The sequence below is a fragment of the Corynebacterium sp. CTNIH16 genome, assembly GCF_032821655.1.
Classification (GTDB): Bacteria; Actinomycetota; Actinomycetes; order Mycobacteriales; family Mycobacteriaceae; genus Corynebacterium; species Corynebacterium marquesiae.
Genome location: NZ_JAVBIG010000002.1, coordinates 272,642 through 290,108, shown reverse-complemented (window position 1 = coordinate 290,108; position 17,467 = coordinate 272,642). Strand labels below are relative to the sequence as shown.

At 58.2% G+C, this 17,467-nt stretch carries 19 protein-coding genes; 15 read left to right on the top strand and 4 right to left on the bottom strand.

Going from position 1 to position 17,467, the window contains the following annotated elements; translation table 11 throughout:
• The first annotated feature begins 62 nt into the window (after nucleotides 1–62).
• The 9 genes from RAE04_RS03395 (at nucleotide 63) to eccB (ending at nucleotide 7,069) form a co-directional block, all read left to right on the top strand.
• Nucleotides 63–914, top strand: coding sequence for a L,D-transpeptidase (locus RAE04_RS03395; protein ID WP_317026431.1), 852 nt, complete (start codon nucleotides 63–65; stop codon nucleotides 912–914).
• A gap of 264 nt (nucleotides 915–1,178) precedes the next feature.
• Nucleotides 1,179–1,397, top strand: a complete 219-nt coding sequence (gene infA, locus RAE04_RS03390; RefSeq protein WP_004566852.1) for a translation initiation factor IF-1 — start codon at nucleotides 1,179–1,181, stop codon at nucleotides 1,395–1,397.
• A 183-nt stretch (nucleotides 1,398–1,580) separates the two neighbouring features.
• Nucleotides 1,581–1,949 (top strand): 30S ribosomal protein S13, encoded by a 369-nt coding sequence (gene rpsM, locus RAE04_RS03385; protein ID WP_005322765.1) that lies wholly within the window; start codon nucleotides 1,581–1,583, stop codon nucleotides 1,947–1,949.
• 3 nt (nucleotides 1,950–1,952) lie between these two features.
• Nucleotides 1,953–2,357 carry a 30S ribosomal protein S11 gene (gene rpsK / locus RAE04_RS03380; protein WP_005322764.1) on the top strand — a complete coding sequence of 135 codons (405 nt, stop codon included), beginning with the start codon at nucleotides 1,953–1,955 and terminating at the stop codon, nucleotides 2,355–2,357.
• Between the two features lie 21 nt (nucleotides 2,358–2,378).
• Nucleotides 2,379–2,984 (top strand): 30S ribosomal protein S4, encoded by a 606-nt coding sequence (rpsD, locus tag RAE04_RS03375; RefSeq protein ID WP_005322762.1) that lies wholly within the window; start codon nucleotides 2,379–2,381, stop codon nucleotides 2,982–2,984.
• 114 nt (nucleotides 2,985–3,098) lie between these two features.
• On the top strand, nucleotides 3,099–4,109 hold the full coding sequence (locus RAE04_RS03370; RefSeq protein WP_284792056.1) for a DNA-directed RNA polymerase subunit alpha: 1,011 nt from the start codon (nucleotides 3,099–3,101) through the stop codon (nucleotides 4,107–4,109).
• Nucleotides 4,110–4,181: 72 nt separating this feature from the next.
• The gene (gene rplQ, locus RAE04_RS03365) at nucleotides 4,182–4,679 is read left to right on the top strand and encodes a 50S ribosomal protein L17 (protein ID WP_023020595.1); all 498 of its coding nucleotides are present in this window, start codon (nucleotides 4,182–4,184) and stop codon (nucleotides 4,677–4,679) included.
• A 135-nt stretch (nucleotides 4,680–4,814) separates the two neighbouring features.
• Nucleotides 4,815–5,708: a tRNA pseudouridine(38-40) synthase TruA gene (gene truA, locus RAE04_RS03360; protein ID WP_308572950.1), complete on the top strand. Its 894-nt coding sequence runs from the start codon at nucleotides 4,815–4,817 to the stop codon at nucleotides 5,706–5,708.
• Between the two features lie 74 nt (nucleotides 5,709–5,782).
• Nucleotides 5,783–7,069, top strand: coding sequence for a type VII secretion protein EccB (gene eccB / locus RAE04_RS03355; protein ID WP_308572949.1), 1,287 nt, complete (start codon nucleotides 5,783–5,785; stop codon nucleotides 7,067–7,069).
• Here eccB and RAE04_RS03350 read toward each other — a convergent pair.
• Nucleotides 7,059–8,207: a S8 family serine peptidase gene (locus tag RAE04_RS03350; protein ID WP_317026430.1), complete on the bottom strand. Its 1,149-nt coding sequence runs from the start codon at nucleotides 8,205–8,207 to the stop codon at nucleotides 7,059–7,061. The two genes, eccB and RAE04_RS03350, sit on opposite strands and share 11 nt — an antisense overlap.
• A complete protein-coding gene (eccD, locus tag RAE04_RS03345; RefSeq protein ID WP_308572947.1) occupies nucleotides 8,207–9,634 on the bottom strand; it encodes a type VII secretion integral membrane protein EccD in 1,428 nt (475 codons plus the stop codon). The genes RAE04_RS03350 and eccD overlap by 1 nt, the downstream gene beginning before the upstream one ends.
• Before the next feature lie 154 nt (nucleotides 9,635–9,788).
• Here eccD and RAE04_RS03340 point away from each other — a divergent pair, with 154 nt between their 5' ends.
• The 5 genes from RAE04_RS03340 (at nucleotide 9,789) to RAE04_RS03320 (ending at nucleotide 15,703) form a co-directional block, all read left to right on the top strand.
• The gene (locus RAE04_RS03340; protein WP_317026429.1) at nucleotides 9,789–11,162 is read left to right on the top strand and encodes a cell division protein FtsK; all 1,374 of its coding nucleotides are present in this window, start codon (nucleotides 9,789–9,791) and stop codon (nucleotides 11,160–11,162) included.
• Between the two features lie 5 nt (nucleotides 11,163–11,167).
• Nucleotides 11,168–12,643: a recombinase family protein gene (locus RAE04_RS03335; RefSeq protein ID WP_317026428.1), complete on the top strand. Its 1,476-nt coding sequence runs from the start codon at nucleotides 11,168–11,170 to the stop codon at nucleotides 12,641–12,643.
• A gap of 181 nt (nucleotides 12,644–12,824) precedes the next feature.
• Nucleotides 12,825–13,313 carry a helicase C-terminal domain-containing protein gene (locus tag RAE04_RS03330; protein ID WP_317026427.1) on the top strand — a complete coding sequence of 163 codons (489 nt, stop codon included), beginning with the start codon at nucleotides 12,825–12,827 and terminating at the stop codon, nucleotides 13,311–13,313.
• 469 nt (nucleotides 13,314–13,782) lie between these two features.
• Nucleotides 13,783–14,676 carry a pentapeptide repeat-containing protein gene (locus RAE04_RS03325; protein ID WP_317026426.1) on the top strand — a complete coding sequence of 298 codons (894 nt, stop codon included), beginning with the start codon at nucleotides 13,783–13,785 and terminating at the stop codon, nucleotides 14,674–14,676.
• A 46-nt stretch (nucleotides 14,677–14,722) separates the two neighbouring features.
• Nucleotides 14,723–15,703 carry an SMI1/KNR4 family protein gene (locus RAE04_RS03320; protein WP_317026425.1) on the top strand — a complete coding sequence of 327 codons (981 nt, stop codon included), beginning with the start codon at nucleotides 14,723–14,725 and terminating at the stop codon, nucleotides 15,701–15,703.
• A gap of 473 nt (nucleotides 15,704–16,176) precedes the next feature.
• On the opposite strand, the gene RAE04_RS03315 is transcribed toward RAE04_RS03320, so the two are convergent.
• Both RAE04_RS03315 and RAE04_RS03310 read right to left on the bottom strand, forming a co-directional pair.
• Nucleotides 16,177–16,419, bottom strand: coding sequence for a hypothetical protein (locus tag RAE04_RS03315; protein WP_046202909.1), 243 nt, complete (start codon nucleotides 16,417–16,419; stop codon nucleotides 16,177–16,179).
• Nucleotides 16,416–16,661 (bottom strand): ribbon-helix-helix protein, CopG family, encoded by a 246-nt coding sequence (locus RAE04_RS03310; protein ID WP_317026424.1) that lies wholly within the window; start codon nucleotides 16,659–16,661, stop codon nucleotides 16,416–16,418. The genes RAE04_RS03315 and RAE04_RS03310 overlap by 4 nt, the downstream gene beginning before the upstream one ends.
• Before the next feature lie 382 nt (nucleotides 16,662–17,043).
• On the opposite strand from RAE04_RS03310, the gene RAE04_RS03305 reads away from it, so the two are divergent.
• The gene (locus RAE04_RS03305) at nucleotides 17,044–17,463 is read left to right on the top strand and encodes a hypothetical protein (RefSeq protein WP_317026423.1); all 420 of its coding nucleotides are present in this window, start codon (nucleotides 17,044–17,046) and stop codon (nucleotides 17,461–17,463) included.
• Nucleotides 17,464–17,467 lie beyond the last annotated feature (4 nt).

Sequence of the window (17,467 nt, the reverse complement as noted above, 5' to 3'; positions counted from 1 at the left end):
TTATTCCCCGATATTGCCTGTTGCACTAGGCATATTCCCCTGAAAGGTTTATACTCACAGCCATGTCTAAATTTAGCTTCCGCAAGATCCGTGCCACGGTTGCAGCGCCCGCAGTCGCTGGCGTGATGGCCTTGAGCACCACCATTGCGGCTCCTGCCGCTACTGCCCAGGAGATTCCGAACCTGGATCAGCTCAGCTCCAAGGCAAACTCCGACCTCGCTCAGCTCTCTTCCCAGTCCGGCCTAGACAACCTCACCGCCGAGGCAAAGAAGCAGCTGGATAACTTCTACGGCCAGAGCCGGGAGCAGGCCTGGAATACCCGCAACCAGATTCTGGACCAGGCAGAGAAGTTCTCCCCAGAGCTGGCGCCTAACGTCCAGACCGCAGTGGACGGCGCCGTAGAGTTCCTCTTCCCAGGCTTGATTGCACAGAAGAATGAGGAAGCACGTAAGGCCCGCGAGGCCGCTGCTCGCGCCAACGCTGAGCGCGTTGCTGCTGAGAAGGCTCGTTCTGAGGCTGCAGCACGCAAGGCAGAAGCACAGCGCCGCGCCAACCAGTTCGACCGTGGCCCGTGCCCGGCTGACGCGAAGGTTTGCGTTGACCTTGACGGTCGCCGCACCTGGCTGCAGGACGGCGGCAAGGTTTCTTATGTCTCCCCGGCTATGTCTGCTGGCATGCGTGGTCAGGAAACCCCGCGTGGCACGTTCTATGTTGGCCGCAAGGTAGAGCATGACATTTCCCGCGAGTTCAATAACGCGCCGATGCCGTACTCCATTTACTTCACCAACAACGGTCACGCCTTCCACCTGGATGACCCAGCCGTTGATTCCAATGGCTGCGTTCACCTGCCGCCAGAGGCTGCAAAGCGCTACTGGGATAATGTGCAGGTTGGCGATAAGGTCTTTATCTACTAAGGCCCGCGCTTAAGCGAAAGCCTCATCCCCCGAACTGAGCTCCCGAGGAGGAGAATTGGTTTGGGGGATTTTGCTGGCTTAGGGTGAGGGGCGGGCGAGCTAGCGGGGCGTCGGAAAGCGCAGCGGTTTGGAAAACGTGTCGCTGCAGCGTATGCTGTTAAGTCGGTGTATAGCGTCAGCGAGGCTGGCGCGGATACGCCACCGCAGTAGACAACAAACATGCAGGTGACGGCGCACTTGGCCGTCGCCAGAAAAGTAGAGGTTATGGCTAAGGAAGGCGCAATCGAGGTAGAAGGCCGCATTATCGAGCCTTTGCCCAACGCAATGTTCCGTGTCGAGCTCGACAATGGACACAAGGTTCTTGCACACATTTCTGGCAAGATGCGTCAGCACTACATTCGCATCCTCCCAGAGGACCGCGTGGTTGTAGAGCTGTCTCCTTATGACCTGACCCGCGGACGCATCGTCTACCGCTACAAGTAAAGACAGTAAGCCTCCTCACCCAAGGGTGAACCCATAGGTTCACTCTGTCCACCTCAGGCTACGGTGGCCTGAGCCCGCACTGGTAAGCAACCCAAGGATTCCCGGCACGGTCCGGGCGAAGCGTTGCATGGAGCGGGACGGATGGGGAGAAAACCGCCGTAACAACCCGAAAGGACACGCCATATGGCACGTCTAGCTGGTGTTGACCTCCCCCGCAATAAGCGCATGGAGGTCGCTCTCACCTACATCTACGGCATCGGTCCAACCCGTGCCAAGGAACTGCTAGAAAAGACTGGCATTTCTCCTGACCTGCGCACTGACAACCTGGATGATGACCAGCTGTCGGCGCTCCGTGACGCAATTGAGGCTACCTGGAAGGTTGAGGGTGACCTCCGCCGTCAGGTTCAGGCTGATATCCGCCGCAAGATTGAAATCGGTAGCTACAAGGGTCTGCGCCACCGCCGTGGCCTGCCTGTACGTGGCCAGCGCACCAAGACCAATGCGCGCACTCGTAAGGGTCCGAAGAAGACGATCGCAGGAAAGAAGAAGTAATTCATGCCTCCAAAGACTCGTTCCGGCGCGCGCCGTTCCGGCCGTCGCGTCGTAAAGAAGAATGTGGCCCTCGGCCACGCATACATCAAGTCCACCTTCAATAACACCATCGTCTCGATCACCGATCAGACGGGTGCTGTTATCTCTTGGGCATCCTCCGGCCACGTTGGCTTCAAGGGTTCCCGTAAGTCCACTCCGTTCGCCGCTCAGATGGCAGCTGAGAACGCTGCTCGCAAGGCAATGGATCATGGCATGAAGAAGGTTGACGTATTCGTCAAGGGTCCGGGCTCGGGCCGCGAGACCGCCATCCGTTCCCTGCAGGCTGCAGGCCTCGAGGTTTCCTCGATCACGGATGCAACCCCACAGCCGCACAACGGCTGCCGTCCGACCAAGCGCCGCAAGGTTTAAGGGAAAGGAAGAGGTAAGAAAATGGCTCGTTACACTGGCCCCGCTACCCGCGTATCCCGCCGTCTTCGCGTCGACTTGGTCGGCGGCGATATGGCATTCGAGCGCCGCCCGTACCCACCGGGACAGGCTGGCCGCAACCGCATCAAGGAATCTGAGTACCTGCTGCAGCTCCAGGAGAAGCAGAAGGCAAAGTACACCTACGGTGTGCTGGAGCGTCAGTTCCGTCGCTACTACGCAGAGGCTAACCGCCTCCCGGGCAAGACCGGCGATAACCTGGTTATCCTGCTCGAGTCCCGCTTGGATAACGTAGTTTACCGTGCAGGTCTGGCACGCACCCGCCGCCAGGCTCGCCAGCTTGTTTCCCACGGTCACTTCACCGTGAACGGCAAGAACATCAACGTTCCTTCCTACAAGGTCACCCAGTACGACATCATCGATGTCCGTGACCGCTCCAAGAAGATGGAATGGTTCGAAGATGCTCAGGACGCCCTCATCGATGCCAACGTACCGGCATGGCTGCAGGTTGTTCCTGATACCCTGCGCATCCTCGTGCACCAGCTGCCCGAGCGCGCTCAGATCGACATTCCGCTGCAGGAGCAGCTCATCGTCGAGCTTTACTCGAAGTAAACTGTTATACCGCACGGCCTGTAATGGCCTGGCGGATAACCAGGAATCTTCAATCCCGAAGATTTTTACCCCTCTACCGGCGTCAAATAGCGGGCGCCGAAAAGGAGAATTTCAATGCTCATTTCCCAGCGTCCTCAGCTCACCGAGGAATTCATCGACTCGTCTCGTTCCAAGTTCGTCATCGAACCGCTCGAGCCGGGCTTTGGCTACACCCTCGGTAACTCGCTGCGTCGTACCCTGCTGTCCTCCATTCCGGGTGCAGCGGTAACCTCCATCAAGATCGATGGTGTTCTCCACGAGTTCACCACCATCAACGGTGTGAAGGAAGACGTTTCCGAGATCATCTTGAACATCAAGAGCATGGTGCTTTCTTCCGACTCCGATGAGCCGGTTGTTATGTACCTGAGCAAGGAAGGCCCGGGCGATGTCACCGCGGGCGATATCCAGCCGCCGGCTGGCGTGGAGATCCACAACCCGGATCTGCATATCGCTTCCCTGAATGACACCGCTAAGCTGGACATTGAGCTCGTCGTCGAGCGCGGCCGTGGCTATGTCCCAGCCGCTCCCACCTCCGGTGAGATCGGCCGTATCCCGGTCGACCAGATTTACTCCCCGGTCCTCAAGGTCTCCTACAAGGTCGAGGCAACTCGTGTTGAGCAGCGCACCGACTTTGACAAGCTGACCATCGACGTCGAAACCAAGAACTCGATTTCTGCCCGCGATGCCCTGGCTTCCGCCGGCGGCACCTTGGTCGAGCTCTTCGGCCTGGCTCGCGAGCTGAACAACGCTGCCGAAGGCATTGAGATCGGACCCTCCCCGCAGGAGAGCGAGTACATCGCTGCCTACGGCATGCCGATCGAGGACCTGAACTTCTCCGTCCGCTCTTATAACTGCCTGAAGCGTCAGGAGATTCACACCGTGGGCGAGCTCGCTGAATGCACCGAGTCCGACCTGCTGGATATCCGCAACTTCGGCCAGAAGTCGATCAATGAGGTAAAGATCAAGCTGGCTAACCTGGGCCTGGCTCTCAAGGACACCCCTGAGGATTTCGACCCAACCCAGCTCGAGGGTTACGACGCAGAAACCGGTGACTTCAAGGATCCGGCTGCTGAGGATTCCGAGTAAAGAACCCCGCTGACTTGCGGCAATGACCTAATTGCCGCGCGCTCAACTTTTACCGCATACGAGGAGTACACAATGCCAACCCCTAAGAAGGGTGCCCGTCTCGGCGGCTCCGCCAAGCAGCAGGCTCACATGCTGAGCAACTTGGCAGCCAGCCTGATCGAGCACGGCGCTATCAAGACCACTGATGCCAAGGCGAAGGTTCTTCGCCCGTACATCGAAAAGATCATCACCAAGGCTAAGTCCGGTACCGTTGCTGACCGCCGCGCAGTCCTGAAGCTCATCCCACGCAAGGATGTTGTTTCTTACCTGTTCGACGAGGTTGCGCCGAAGTTTGAGAACCGTGAGGGTGGCTACACCCGCACCATCAAGCTGGACAACCGCACCGGTGACAACGCCCCGATGTCCCAGATCTCCCTCGTTCTCGAGGAGACCGTGACCTCTGAGGCTAACCGCGCTACCCGCGCTGCCGCATCCAAGGCCGCTGAGGCTGAGGAAGCTAAGGCAGACGAGGCTGCTGAGACCGAGGCACCTGCCGAGGAGACCGCAGCTGAGGAGTCCGAGGAGAAGTAATTTCCCTTCGGCCCTAGCGCCTCGCCGCCGTCTTTCCCGTCTGTGGGAGGGGCGGCGGCTTTGTCATGTCCGCACCCCACTAGGGCTCAACGCACGAACGACCCAGCGCCGGCGGGCAGTAAACACTCCGGTAGCATGAAGCCCACTATGACAGATGCAGCATCGACTTCCCCCGAAGGGCCGGCGGACGGGTTCGTTCGCCTGCGCTTGGACTTGGCTTATGACGGCACGGACTTTCATGGCTGGGCCAAGCAGAAGGGCGGTCTGCGCACGGTGCAGGGGGTTCTGGAAGAAAAGCTGGCGATGATTGCGCGCACGGAGGTGGCGCTGACGGTCGCTGGCCGGACGGATGCCGGTGTTCACGCTCGTGGCCAGGTGGCGCACGTCGACGTTCCCACAGACATGCTGGCGCAGCGCTCGGTGGCGGGGGAGCCGGCGAAGCTGGTTCGTCGGTTAGCAAAGCTTCTGCCAGAAGACGTTCGGGTACACGGGTGCGAGTTCGCACCCGCGGGCTTTGATGCGCGGTTTTCGGCGCTGCGGCGGCACTACGTCTACCGGATTACCACCAACCCGCGCGGCGCGCTGCCGACCCGGGCGCGGGATACGGCCGAGTGGATTAAGCCGGTGGATATCGATGCCATGCAAGAAGCCGCCACCGCCCTGGTGGGCCTGCATGATTTTGCGGCTTTTTGTAAAGCCAAGCCGAATGCCACGACCATCCGTGAATTGCAGGAATTTTCTTGGCGCGACGTCTCTACGCCCGAAGAACCGGAGCTTTTTGAGGCCCGCGTAAGCGCCGATGCGTTCTGCTGGTCGATGGTGCGCTCGTTGGTGGGCTGTTGCCTGCGCGTGGGGGAGGGGCGGCGCGATGCCGACTTCGCCGCGGGACTGCTGCAGGAGACGAAGCGCTCTTCCAGCATCCCCGTGGCCCCGGCCAAGGGACTCTCCCTCGTCGCCGTTGATTACCCGGCCGCGGATCAACTGGCGGCACGCGCCGAGGTCACCCGCGAAAGGCGCAGCGCCGACTAGCGCCCAAGTGGCAGCGGTCGCTTCCCTGGGATAGCCTGTGTGCTGGGTGTACACAGACTTTTCGGGGGAAAATCATGGCACGTCCGCTGCCTACTACCAAGGCCCAGGTATCGGGCCATAAATTCTTGCGTCGCCGCGTCGAGCATGGGCTCGTATTAGGCGATATCCGCATGATTCACGATCCATTGGCTAGGCGCCGCAAAGCGCTCCTTTTCGGTGGGGTCGGCGTCGCCTTCCTTGCGGTGGGGTCCGGTATGTTGGCATGGCTGCAGCCGAGCCCGCAGCCGGGTGATGCGCCGATTGTGCGCTCGGAGCAGGGCCAGCTCTTTGTGGATGTCAACGACACCTACCACCCGGTATTCAACCTGGCGTCGGCGCGCATTATCGCCGGGCAGGCGGCCGAGGCGCAGACCATTGGGGATGAGCACCTGCAAGAAGCGCTACTGGGCTCACCGGTGGGTATCTCGGATGCCCCTGGGTACCTCGCGGCAGCAGGCGAGACTCCCCAGCAGCGTTGGGCAGCGTGTTTAGCCGGCAAGGATGAGGCGCCGACTACAGAAAACCCAACCAGCATCGGCGGCCACCAGGTTGCGTCGCAGGAGGTTATTGTTCTCGCCGAGCCCGAGCAGAAAACCCTCGGTGAGGAGCGCGCCGCACTGGTGGAATCCGAGGGCGCGCAGTGGTTTATCACAGAGGAAGGCCGCGTGGCGTTGCCAGAATCCTCCAGCACCGAAGGGCGAGTCGTGCGCCGGGCGCTGGGCGTGGACGATAGTACCCACACCTGGCCCGTGCCGCCCGAGCTGCTCAATGCCTTTGCGGAGCTGCCGCCGCTGAACTTCCCGGCCAATCCGCCCGAGGTTGTCGATACTGGGCAGAGCCTGTGGGCGCGTACGCCCGAGGGCGTAGCGGAGCTCACGCCTACGCAGGCGGAGATGCTCACAGGCGTGGGTGCCAAGGAGACGACAGCCACGCCGCAGGAGATTGCCGCGCTTGCCGACGCCCCTTTAAACCTCAACCTTCCCTCCACGTCCTTCCGCTTCTTAAGCCCGGACGATGGCTGGATGTGTGCCGGTAACGAGGGCGGCGGGGTAGTGGTACCTGCCCAAGCAGGCACCATCGCCTTGGCAGGTAAGTCGGTGGCCCATCGCTTTGGTGGGCTCGACGCCGGTGGCGTAGGCGTAGACAGCGGCCATGGCTATCACGTGGTCTCACCCACGGGGCAGCGGCACGAGGTCAAGGACAAAGAGACTTTGGAAGCCCTTGGCACCGGCGTGGGCGCGCAGGTGCCGTGGGAGATCCTGCGCTTGCTGCCGGAAGGCTCCGCGCTGAACCGTGAGCAGGCGCTGCAGGTTAGCTCTTAGGCCGTAGCCCGCGCCACACGGCCCACGCAGCAAGCGCAAGCGTTAATCCACCTAGCACCCAGGCACTGCGTGTGGGGGCGCGGGAGTCGCCTTCGTCAGCGGGGCGGATGGTCATAGCCCGGGTATCGACGTCCGCGCCCGCTTCCACGTGGGTGAGCACAGTGAGCGGGTCGATGAAGCCGTGTCCCGGTTCTGCGGCGTCCTCCAAGCGTTTACGGAGGGCGGCCGGGCTATCGTCGGGAAAGCGCTGTGCCAAGAGGGCAGCGGTGCCGCTGACCACCGGCGCGGCAAAGGAGGTGCCATGGAACTGCGCCGTTCCGTCCGTGCCCTCCTTACCATCGGCCCATCCACCCGCGGGGTTGAGCGCTAGCGGAATGAAACCTTGCGCAGCAAGCTGGGGTCCGTCGGCTGAATTCAGTGAGTAGTCAGCGAGTTCGTGTGAATCCGCTAGGGCGCTTACAGAGAGCACCGTTGGCGAATCCGCCGGAAAGACGCGGTCACCCATCTCGCAGCTGCCAGAGGACGCATTGCCCGAGGCAGCGATCACCACGGCGCCGGAGTCTTCCGCATGCGCCAAAGCGCGTTCCAATCGGGAAGTATCGACCTGCGCGGCCACATCTGGCGGAACGCAGGAAACAACCGAAATGTTAATGATGCGGGCACCGGCATCGGCAGCGTCATCGATGGCGCGGGCCAAGGTGTCCAGCGAGCCGGTGGTACTGTCCTCGGCTTCCTGGCGGTAGTGCGCGCTGGTCTGGCGCACAGCGTAAATCTCTGCTCGCGGAGCGATACCGATATCGTGACCGGCGATGACACCGGCCACGACGGTGCCGTGCAGGTCGCAATCGTGATGCGGCTCTGGGTCCTCGGGCGCGACAAGGTCCGCGCCACTGCTGAGATGCCGCAGTTGATCGTGACGGGCCACGCCAGTATCGATAACGGCTACTTTGACGCCTTCCCCGGTAGCAAAGGAATGTAGGCGGGCCCGGTAGTCTAACTGCTCCTGGCTTGGCTGGGGCGAAAGCGGTGAGGAATGCGCGGCGGCGCATTCGCGGTCCGGTTCGCGCGCGGCCGCGTAGGGGGCAGCAGTCAGTCCTGCAGCGAATGCAACTACTAAAGCGGTGGGCAGTACGCGCATTATCCAAGCCCCCTAATGAGCACGAAGACACCGGCTAGGTGTGCGGCCAGCGGCAAACTAGCGGCAATGGCGAGGGATTCTATGCGCTCAAACCACGCGATGGTGGTGGGCTCGAGCTCGGCCACCTTGGGTGCCCATAGCGGGGCGCTCAGCATGGCGAGGAGAACCAGGCAGGCAACAAGGATCGGCCCCCAGGCATCGGTAAGGCCGGAATCCGCTACCGTGTGGGCAGCGCACAAGCATGTAGCGAGACAGGCGGTCATCGCCAGCAGCATCAGGGCCCAGCTAGCTATCACACGACCGTGCCGGGCAGCATGCATGACGACGGCACCCGCGGTGGTCACGCAGAGTGCTTGGACGAAGCCCACGCCGGTGTGCTCGGCACCAAAGAGCACCGCAACGTACTCGGAGAGAGAATCGGGCGCGCCGCTAGTCGGCGCCAAGGCCGGACCACTGCCCGTCAGTGAGAGGGTGATAAGGGCCGGAATGAGACAGAGCGACAGCCCAAAGCACATTCCCTCATAGGCGCTGCCGGCGCGCCGGGCGCGGATATCGATATCCGGCTGGAAGGCATCAGAAACCGCGAGGTCTTGGCCGGCCGTGGGCAACTGCGGGACTTTGAGCCCAGCGGTGGCAACGGTCAGCGCAGGAGCTGCGGCCAGCAGGATAATGCCGGCGATCACCACGCAAGCGGCTGCCGCCGTACCGTGGCTGCCCTGGAGCCCCGTCCCTGGTCCGGGCAGCAGATAGCCCAAAGCCGCGACCAACAACAGCACTGAGACGGTGAGTGCCACGGCAGTAGTGCGAACCGTGCTTAACCCGGTGACGTGGCAGGCAAGCAGCACGATGAGGAGGGCGACGCAGGCGGTGAGTGCGGCAAAGGGGGCTTCGCTAAGCGAGGGCGAAATCACCACCCAGCCACACGCCATGCCGGCTACCAGGCTAAGGTGCACCAGTGATAGGGCACGGGTCCACAAGGCAAGCAACAGGGCTCCAGCGGTCAACGCCGCCCACGCAGCTAGGGGAAGGGTGCTAACCCACACTAGTGCGAAGGCGGCAAGCAGCCCTGCCCAAGCCCAGATGGTGGGAAGGGCGGCGGTAGTATCCTCTTCAGCCGCGGCGGCGAGCGATTCCGCCGCATCCCGAATCACCGGTGCAGACCGGCGCTCGCGCGGACTAATAACAAGAATTGAGCCTTCCGTGAGCGCAGTGGCAGCCAATGGGGCGGTGAGATCGATGGCGCGGCCGGAGGCTGTACTGGCGCGCCAGGGTTCAGAAATGGTGGGCGCATCGACCAAGTCAGTGATCTCCGCCAAAAGCTCGCCCACGCTGGAGCTTAGCGGTAACGCCACGTCCGCCTCCTTGTGGAAAGCGCCGGCATGAATGCGAACGGTAAGGCGCAGATGATGCGCCGTTGCAGTAGTCATGATGCCCCCCGAAAAATGTATGGATTGTGGGCGTCCCCCTTGCCCAATGCCACATATTGTGGCTTACTAGTGGCGACGTGTCCACCGCAGCGCGGGGAATCTTGGCAGGGGGCCAAGGGCGCTTGGCGCGTGGCTCGGGGGAGGTTATTTAGGCATGCTTGGGATCGGGGATACCCGCGTCATTGAGCCGTTGACCATGCCACTGCGGGATGCTGCGCCGCCGCTGCCCACCGGCAGCATCGAGGCCGAGGAAGTCCCGGAGGCGGTGCGCCCGCAGCCGGTGCCGCTGGTGCGGCTGCTGCTTCCGGTGGTGATGATTGCGGCTATGCTCGGCATGGTCGCCCTCATGGTGTTAGGCGCTGGGGAATCCCGGCAGATTAGCCCGATGGCCTTGATGTTTCCATTGATGATGCTGGCGAGCATGGCCATGATGTTTGGGCCTAATAACAGCGGGCAGGATCCGGATGAAACCCGGCGCACTTACCTGCGCCACATCAAAGCCTTGCGAGAAAAGGCGCTGCGCAATGCCTCGGCGCAGCGTGCACATGAAATTTATCGCCACCCGGCACCGGTGGAACTCAGCACTCTAGTCGGCTCGCGCCGCATGTGGGAGCGTGGCCCGGATGACTCGGACGCCCTCGAGGTACGCGTGGGAACTGGACCAACGACTTTGTGCACCCCCATCAACGTGCCGGATTCGGGCGCCACGGAAGACCTGGACCCGGTGTGTGCGGTGAGCATGCGCCAGACCATTAAGGCAGTGGGCACCGTTCCCGATATGCCGGTGGTTATCCAACTGCAGGCCTTTCGCTTCTTGTCCGTGTCCGGAATGGCGTCGACTCGGGGCGAAGAGCCCGCAGATCCCTCCCGCGATATGGTGCGCGCAATGGTGCTGCAGATGGCGTTGGCGCATGGCCCGGAAACCTGCGGTATTGAGGCCATCGGTGGCCAGTGGGAGTGGCTGAAGTGGCTGCCCCATGCGCGCACGCCGGAAAAGGCGCGCTTTCGCATCCTCATAGTCGATGGCGTGCTGACCACGGGAACCGAAGACTTCTTCCACGATGACTCCTATACCACCATCATTGAGATTGGTGGGGCGCCGTCTTCGGCGCTGGGGGTACGCGCCGAGCACGAAGGGCTAAGCCTCGTGGCAGGGGAGCAGCTGCAGGTGGTCACCGCGGCAGGGGTGGAAGACCTTGGGGCTCCCGATGGGATGAGTGTGGCCGGCGCGACGTTGCTCGCGCGTAGTATGTCTTCCTACCGCCGCCCCGATAGTACTTCTGGCCGGCGCGGCAGTGACCTTATGGGCCTTCTCGGCTATCGCGATGTGGAAGAGCTAGCGGCTAGCGGCATGTGGCATGGCCGGGAGGGCTCGGCGCGTCTCATGGTGCCCATCGGCATCGATACGGTGGGCCAGCCCGTCACGGTGGATCTCAAGGAATCTGCCCACGGTGGTATGGGTCCGCACGGCCTGTGCATCGGCGCGACTGGCAGCGGAAATAGGGAATGTGGGTTTGGGGTACGATAGGACGTATGAGAGTGACTACATCACAGCGTGCGGCGATTTACGCACGTATTTCGTTGGATAAGCAGGAAGAAGCCGGTGTGAAACGGCAAATTCACCTCGCCACTAAGCACGCTGAGGCTGACGAGGCTAAGGTGGTCGCCACCTACGTGGACAACAACATCTCCGCCTTCTCTGGCGACCCTCGCCCTGATTACAACAAGCTTATTCACGCCATCGAGAACCGCGAGATTGACGTTGTTTACGTCTACGCACTCGACAGGCTGACCCGTCGCACCAAAGACACACTGGCGCTCTTTGAGTTGTGCGAGAAGCACAACGTCACCGTCAAAGCGAACCGTGGCTACAACATTGACCCTTCAGACCCTGCATCGCGGCTCACTATCGTGATTCTTGGTCTGATTGCTGAGCAGGAGTCTATTGATCGTGCTGCACGTATCCGAGCTGCCTACGAAGACCGGGCCCGGACAGGGCGGCCTAAGACAGGCGGGCGGCGTATGTTCGGCTACGAGGCTGACGCTGAGACCATCATCGACGAAGAGGCCAAGGCTATTCTCGACGCCGCCGCGATGGTCATTGCTGGAAAGACTCTGCGCGAAACCGTGCGCGAGGTCTTTCATGCACGCAGTCTTACTGCGACTTCAGGCAGGCCTATGTCGGCGCCAACGCTGCGAGACATTTTACTCAACCCACGCGTGCGCGGCTTGAGTACGTTCAACCCAACTGACCCGGATACGGGGAAACGTCTTGTTAAAGATCGCAAAATCATTGGTAAAGGCAACTGGCCTGCGATTATCGACGAGGTTACAGGTGAAAAGCTCGATGCAATCTTGCGCGACCCGTCGCGGCGGATCTCACATAGCGGTAACGCACCGCGCTATTTTCTCGCTTCTGTCCTGACCTGCACCTGCGGAGAGCCGATGTATTCGCGTAGTCGGCGGAACAAGGATGGTAAACCTCGTCGTTTCTATACCTGCAAGCGCTCTGAGCCGGGCGGTACCCATGTCTCTATCGGTGCTGAGGTTGATGATCTTATCGAAGCTGTCATTCTTAAACGTATGGAGCAACCTGACGCCGTGGATGCGTTGCGTAAGGCCTTGGCGCCAGAGAACAACACCCTTACCGAACGACTCCTAGAACTTTCAGGACGGCGAAACGCGTTGTTGGCCAAGCGTGAGCAGATTGAAAATTCTGCTATCGATGAAGAGATTGGCATGCCAACATTCGTGCGAATGTCAAAGAAAATTGAAGCTCAGATTGCAGGTATTGATGGAAAAATGCGTGAACTAACGACCAGTCATGCTGCTGACCCCCTTGCTGTAGAACTTGCCGACGTGCCGGACTTTGCCAAGTGGTGGGGCAGTGCCTCTGTTGAGGATAAGCGACGGCTGACTCGGCTGCTAATGGAAATTCGCATCCTGCCTGGCAAGCCTGGCGCTAAGAAATTCGACCCGCACCGCGTGAAGATCACCTGGCTACAATAGCTGTCTGTAAAGCGCTTCTACGAGGCAGTGCTGCGAGAGCTGGCAGCCAATCTGTCCACGTTCCTCGGGGGGCGACACCGCTCAACCGTAGCGTTTGGGAAAATTAGACACGACTCTCGCAGCCTCGCATGTCGAGCGCTGGAAAGAATATCTTAACTGTCCGATATCGTTAATTTTTTAATTGGGTTACGCTGCTACCGTCCACCGCGCCCAGGGCAGCACCGTGGACTGTACCCGTGCGGTCATTGACCATCACGTCGATAGGGCCGGGCTGTATGTGGCGCTTACACGCGGCAAAATCGCCAACCACGTCTATGCTGTGACCGAACACCAGCTAGGTGAGCTGGCCGAGGAAGGCCACTACCACTACCAAGGCATAGACCAGGCCCCAAGTGCTAGGGACGTCTTCGATAAGGCAATCTCGCGTGATACCACCCCGAAGGCCGCACGTGAGGTGATCGCTGAAGTCGTAGACGAGCAAACCTCACCTGATCGCATGATGGGCCTGTGGCTTATGGGTAAAGATGAAGCCACCAATGACTTCATCGACTCCTACCTTCCCGACTGGATCGACACCCTGCCCGGCACCCTCGTCCGAAAGATTGAAACCAGCGATGATCGCAGAATGCTGATAGATTTTTCGGCGATATTACGAATTTCTCTCGCATAGTTCGGGTACCTTAAAGGGACTCCCACTCTATGCGGGAGATATTTGGTGTTTTGTAGGCGCTTGACGGTTCTGTCGCCAAAACATGGCGGACGTATGCCCGCGCAATCGGCAGTGACGTGCTCGAGGCGTGTGGTGCCCCAGCTGTAGAAGTTTATCGGGGTTATCCGCGGGCCGTTGTTGAGACAGATTCCGTTGTGCTGCGTGCACCAGCTTAGCGAGTATGCCAGCGTCGCGGGCCAGTGGGGAAGTGGAAGGTAATTCTGTCAGTATTGCTTGCAGGTGTTTGGCTGCGCTGTTGGCGGCGTCTAGTGCGTACTCGTAGTCTCCAGTATCCCCGTGCGCCCCAATAAACAAGGCACACAGGTGCGTGTCTTGGGCTTCATGCACAATGCCAGCCACCCCTTTGCCCCTTATCCTTCGACCAACGACAACGCGTGCTAAACCCCGACATTAGACGTATTCTTTATGAATGAGTTATGGCAAAAATACACCTAGCGAAGAAAGCACGCCAAAAGACGCTTCTCCGAAAGCACAAGATGCACCAGATAGGGACCCCTCTATAGAGAAGCATACCGAACAGGAAAAAGAGGTCACCCAAAGCACAAGTTCTGCTTCGCCTGCTCGCTTCGAATGGCTCCGCGACTTTTGGAGAGGGATCACTAATAAGCAATGGCTCCGCGACAATGGAATATCAATCTTTGTCTCCCTGCTTTCCTCCGTAGTGGTGGGAGGCTTTTTAACATGGGTGCAAATTACTGATTCTAGAATCCAGGCAGACACAGCGATTCGTGCTGCTAATACTCAAGCAGCTACAGCAGAGCGACTCGAAAATCTGCGATACGTTCGCGATCGGGCTCAAGCTGCGACGTCAGCTAACCTATCGCCCCATTGTCTAACAGCTGACGGGACCATATTTACCCCTGGTACGCCCACTACGAAATCTTCCACAGATAAACCAGACCCTTCCATTCCTGAACTTCCTTTTAAAGACTTTGACCTAAAGGAACAAAATTTGAGTGGTCTTTGGCTTAATTGTGCAAACTTTAGTGGAGCAAACCTCGAGGGGGCAGACTTAAGCAACGCAGTTTTAATAAAAGCGAAGTTTGACGACGCGAATCTAAAAAACGCGAATCTACAAGGTGCAATCCTTGAACTAGCACAATTAGGGGGTGCCGATTTGCGTGGTGCGGATCTAAGCAACGCGGACCTATCGGGAACTCCTACAGACCTTTCAATTCTTGAAACTGCAACTTTGCACGAGACCATTCTTCCAGAGGATAACTTGGCGTTGACTCCACAACAGAAACAACGCTTACAAGATTTAGGTGCGACTTTCACTAAGGAGGAAGACCCCGAACCATAGTATAAAAGTCCGATTAGGTACACCCCTCGAATCGTAAAGGACAATCATGAAAAACTACGCCAACCTTTTTGAGTACACTGCACAGCCAGCAGACAGTCAACGCATCCTTGAAATTGAAAGCAAGCTTGGCAAAAAGCTACCTGATGATTACAAGATGCTGCTTTCAGAAACTGGAGGCGGCATCCTCAACCTTAAAAAGTGCTTCCTTACAGATATTTCCCTGCCTGATGGGGACACCTTGGAGGTCGTTGTTGAAGATATCTTCGGCAACGGCACAGCAAGCAATGGCACTCATGTTGATTTGATTGACTATGCAACCTTCCTTATGGATGAGTGGGAGATTCCCGAAGAAGTCCTTCTCTTGGCTGCTAGCGAAGACGGAATGCATCAATGCTTTGTCATTAATTACGGCTTGCCGGATTTCCCAGAAGGCGCCGTATTGTACGTGGATACCGATCCCGATGGACCCATCATGCCCGTTGCAGAATCAGTCGACGCATTCTTGTCTAAGCTAAGTCCCTACCCAGACCAAGAAGAAACGGTTGAAGATGCAGAGCCGGATAACATCGGGATCAATGGTGTTCGATATGGCTCACTTTCTGAACCTCTCCGAAAGGCGATATTTGCTACTCCAACGCCAGGAATCGAAAAGCTTTTAAAGCAGGCCACAGAGCTCATCACCAAAGATTTAAATCCAATAATCACCGAGAATAGCCCTGAAAGTCGAACCTTTTACGACGTTGTGTACTGGATTGTTCAGCATATTGAGCCCCAACACGATCCTAAAACATTTGCCGACGGAGGCCGGGAAGGACAAATACTAACCTTCCCAGAACTCATGAAGAACTCATTTATAGTTCCTGGTCAGAAATACGAACTCGGCTACACGCTCGCATCCTTAATCATGTGGTGGGATCGCAGAGTCAAAGAAGGAGTTCTCAAAGAAACCGACAACGGTTTCATCCTCGACGAGGATTACGCCGGTAGCGTCTTCGATCGGCTTCGCCAAGGAGAGATCCAAAACTAGCTTTTCCAGAATTGTTGTCCCTGCGCCCAGCATTTGAAAGCAATCGCCCAAAGTAGAGGACACCATTACTAAACAATGGGGTACACCCTATTAATAAAACGGAAGACTCCGTACTAAACGCAACTTACTGCGCTTTATTGGGTCAAGATCCGGATTCTCATTCCGAAATTATTGCCCCCACATTGAGTGCTTAATAAGCAACCTCTTAAAAGTGGAACACCATTACTGGACATTAGGGTACAGCGCGACAAACTGGAAACCGCTAGTAAGAAACGCGCAAAAGCTGCGAGGAGTGTCCGGCTGACTATCGCGGGTGTTTATTCAAGCAGAAGCGGAGATAGGTGGGTGGCTGACTATTCAGAGCGAGATGAAAGAGTTTGGAGTCTTGAGGCAGACTATTAATCGCGCGTTAAAGGCAGCGGGGATCTCCCCTAGGGGACGCAGGCGAAAGCCGGATTAAACGTATCAGGACGTTATTCGAGGAGCTTGCTGTAGTGCGGGCGAGCTTTCATCACATGGATTAATAGTTCGTCCCCATCGGAGGCAACAACAACGACGGTTTCCAGCAGTCGAGCATGGGTATCAAAACCGAGGCGGAGTTCCCTCCACTGGCCAGGGTTATCGTCAAGAGGCTCTATCCACAGCGGATAGGAAGCTGCATGGATTCCATCGGCTTCTGCGATACCGTGCTTAGTGGCAGATTTGGCTGCTTTCATGCCGCCGTGAGCGTGCTGATTGCTTGGCGAACAAGCTCAGATCGGGTGAGATTCTTTTTCGTAGCTAGGCGATCTAGAGCGCTAAGTTCATCGACAGTGAGGCGTACAGCAACGACCTGAGCAGGCTCCGCTCCGCGACCGGGGCGTCCGCGTCCGCGCTTTTTCAACGCTTCTGGATCGTAGCCTTCTTCTGCTTCGGAAACCCACGTGTCGAGTTGATCTTGAGTGATGTTCACAGGCATGAAAATATCGTATAACGAAAATTGTTTACTGTCGATACATTCCGTATTAACACTCGGCGGAAGTCAAACTCCCACAGGAGTGACGTAAGGGGCGATCCCGGAGTAGGGGGTCACGCCATAAGCAATATACGGTTCTTCTTCCGTTAGGCAGTTAGGTAACCTCTCACTTGAAGGAGACTGGTCAGTGAGGGTTTCTTATAGGCTTTGGGAGTTTTGGCGGTATTTGTTTATCGATGTGCTGTTTCATTTCCGAACCTAAACTTCTGTTAATGGGGAATACTGCCAGCTACACGGATGTGTGTGGCCTGACAGTTTCGTTGAATTCGTCGTAGACTGAGCAGGCCTCATACGTCTCATCAATACCTAATTAAGTAGGAGCAAAATGAGTTCTTATAAAGACATCACGACTTTCTCCACTCCCATGCTCGTCAAGTCTCTGGATACGTTGGAGATTTCTGCGGGAGAGGACAACGGCAAGTGGGGCTCCCAATTTCCGCAAGGTGTTGCCATCTTCGTTCCCGAGGGTGAGTATTTTACTGTTCGCATTGAGTCTTTTGGAACAATCCCGTCGGACAAGAAGCTGGTGGCAATGAACGCTATTAATGCGACGAATGACAACCTGGCTTTCGGCAAAGTGGTTCCTAATCTTATCGAGGGACGCCGGACGATTGTCTTCCGCAATCGCTTCAACTTCACCCAAGGTGTGTCCCAATTCCAGCTGGATACGCTCATCGACGCCAGCTTGCATGTCGGGTTCGATGCGTTGGGAAAGATTGAAGAACTTTTTGAAGGAACGGAGTAAGACC